Source organism: Cellulomonas pasadenensis (genome assembly GCF_047229365.1).
GTDB lineage: Bacteria > Actinomycetota > Actinomycetes > Actinomycetales > Cellulomonadaceae > Cellulomonas.
Window position 1 is genome coordinate 1 of sequence record NZ_JBFTEP010000253.1, and the last position, 1,932, is coordinate 1,932.

A 1,932-nucleotide genomic window follows, 5' to 3' on the forward strand; every position below is an offset into this window, starting at 1 on the left:
CCGGCCCGAGGCTCGTCCGCCGCATCGCGGTGCTGCGGCGCGCCGCGCGCGCGGGCCCGCGGCGCCCGTGTGAGGCTGACCGGACGCGCGCGTGGGCGGCACGCGCACCGGTGAGGAGGACGGTGGCGATGGCACGGCGGCCGACGGGCGCACGGGTCGCGGCGTCGAGCACGTGGACGGACCCGGACGGCGTGCGGATGCCGGCCGGCGAGGTGCACGGGTGGCTCGAGGGCACCAACCAGACGGTGTGCGGGATCCCCCTGAGCCGCGCGTCGTTGGCGCGGTTCCCGCACGTCGCCTGGGAGGACGCGCAGCCGGACACGGGTCGGCACGCCGACGAGGTGCGGCACGTCTGCACGCGGTGCCGCGGGGCGTTGCGCCCGCGCGAGGGCCGCGACCGCCGGTCCGTGCCGCGCCGCCCGTGAGCCCGCAGGTGCCGACGCCCCCGCACGGGGCCCGCGAGGACGGCGGGACGCTCGCCGGCGGCCCGTCCGGCGTGCGCGTCGTGGCGATGGCCGACACGCACGTGCCGGCCCGCGCCCGCGACCTGCCCGGGGCGCTGTGGTCCGCGGTGGACGCGGCCGACCTGGTGGTGCACGCCGGTGACTGGGTGCACGTCGACCTGCTCGACCGTCTGGAGGCGCGCGCGGCACGCCTGCTCGCGTGCCACGGCAACAACGACGGCCCGGACCTGCGCGCACGGCTGCCCGAGGTCGCCCGGCTGGTGGTCGCGGGCGTCCGGCTCGGAGTCGTGCACGAGACCGGCCCGGCCACCGGGCGGGAGCGGCGCGTCGACGGGAGGTTCGAGGACCTCGACGTCCTCGTGTTCGGGCACAGCCACATCCCCTGGGACAGCGTGACCCCGCGTGGCGTGCGGCTGCTGAACCCCGGGTCGCCGACGGACCGACGGCGTCAGCCGCACCACACGTGGCTGACGTGGACGACGGTCGACGGTGAGGTCCGCGACCTCGAGCTGCACCGGCTCCCGCCGCGCACCGCGCGGTGAGGCCGCCGGAGGGCACGACCGCCGCGCGGCGGTCGTGCCGGCCGGCGCCGAGAGGATGCTCAGAACCGGAACGGGATGGGTATGCCGCCGCAGCAGCACACGCCGCGCACGTCCGTCTGCGCCAGCAGCGCGGCTGCCTGGTAGCAGGCCACGAACCGTGCGGCGGTGGGGACGACCGAGCCGAGCACGCCACGGCGGGCCACGAGGTCCCGGACGGCGGCCGAGCACGAGGCGCCGCCGTGGGCGACCCGGTGCGCGCAGGCCCATCCCTTCCGAGGGGAGACGTTCCGCTGGTAGCCGCGGATGAGGCGGTCGACGACGACGGAGGCGATGGTCATCCCCGCACGCTAGGGGCGCCGCAGCGGCGACGCCCGGCGAGCGAGCGGGTGCGGCTGGGGCGGGCGCCGCGGGGCGACGCGCGGGAATGCCGGAGCGGTCCGCGCTGTTGGACCACCGTGGGTGCGGGGCACCGGAGGAGCACTCTCGGGCCGGCGTCGTACGGCACCGGCTGGTCGCGGAGCTACGTCGCCGAGCGGCTGGTTGACCTTCAGGCTCAGCTCCGCTAAGTTTGAGCGGTTGCCTCCTCCCGGGTGAGGCCGCAGCGGACGTCGTACCGACGGACGCGGGCGGCCTCCTGACAGGGACGGCGGGCGGCGCCGGCGGATCGCACGGATCACACCCACGGTGGCGAGAAGTGCAGAAAAGATCCGCTACGCTGGAATGGCTGCCCCAGGGCGAGCGGAATGCCTTTCCTGAAATCACCACGGTGGTTCCGGGAGGGAAAAACATCTGCTAGTCTGGACGCAGTCGGGCGGAAAGCCGAACGGTCACCACGGTGGTCCGGGAGGCGAAAACATCCGCTACGATGGTGAACGAGCCTCCTGCGGGATGCCGAAAGGCTGATCGAGGATGAGCGTCTGTTCCTT

General features: G+C 75.3%; 3 protein-coding genes. 2 read left to right on the top strand and 1 reads right to left on the bottom strand.

Annotated features, from left to right (window positions below):
- Nucleotides 1-128 precede the first annotated feature (128 nt).
- The gene (locus AB6N23_RS18215; protein ID WP_378207944.1) at nt 129-425 is read left to right on the top strand and encodes a hypothetical protein; all 297 of its coding nucleotides are present in this window, start codon (nt 129-131) and stop codon (nt 423-425) included.
- Nucleotides 426-511: 86 nt separating this feature from the next.
- Entirely contained in the window at nt 512-1,006 is a 495-nt protein-coding gene (locus AB6N23_RS18220) for a metallophosphoesterase family protein (RefSeq protein ID WP_412867369.1), read from the top strand.
- A 59-nt stretch (nt 1,007-1,065) separates the two neighbouring features.
- Here AB6N23_RS18220 and yidD read toward each other — a convergent pair whose 3' ends face one another.
- A complete protein-coding gene (gene yidD, locus AB6N23_RS18225; protein ID WP_412867368.1) occupies nt 1,066-1,344 on the bottom strand; it encodes a membrane protein insertion efficiency factor YidD in 279 nt (92 codons plus the stop codon).
- Nucleotides 1,345-1,932: the final 588 nt, after the last annotated feature.

What these genes read in the sequence shown, in the direction of transcription:
- AB6N23_RS18215 (WP_378207944.1), top strand. Translation starts at nt 129, where the DNA reads ATGGCACGGCGGCCGACGGGCGCACGGGTCGCGGCGTCGAGCACGTGG.
- yidD (WP_412867368.1), bottom strand. Translation starts at nt 1,344, where the DNA reads ATGACCATCGCCTCCGTCGTCGTCGACCGCCTCATCCGCGGCTACCAG.
- AB6N23_RS18220 (WP_412867369.1), top strand. Translation starts at nt 512, where the DNA reads ATGGCCGACACGCACGTGCCGGCCCGCGCCCGCGACCTGCCCGGGGCG.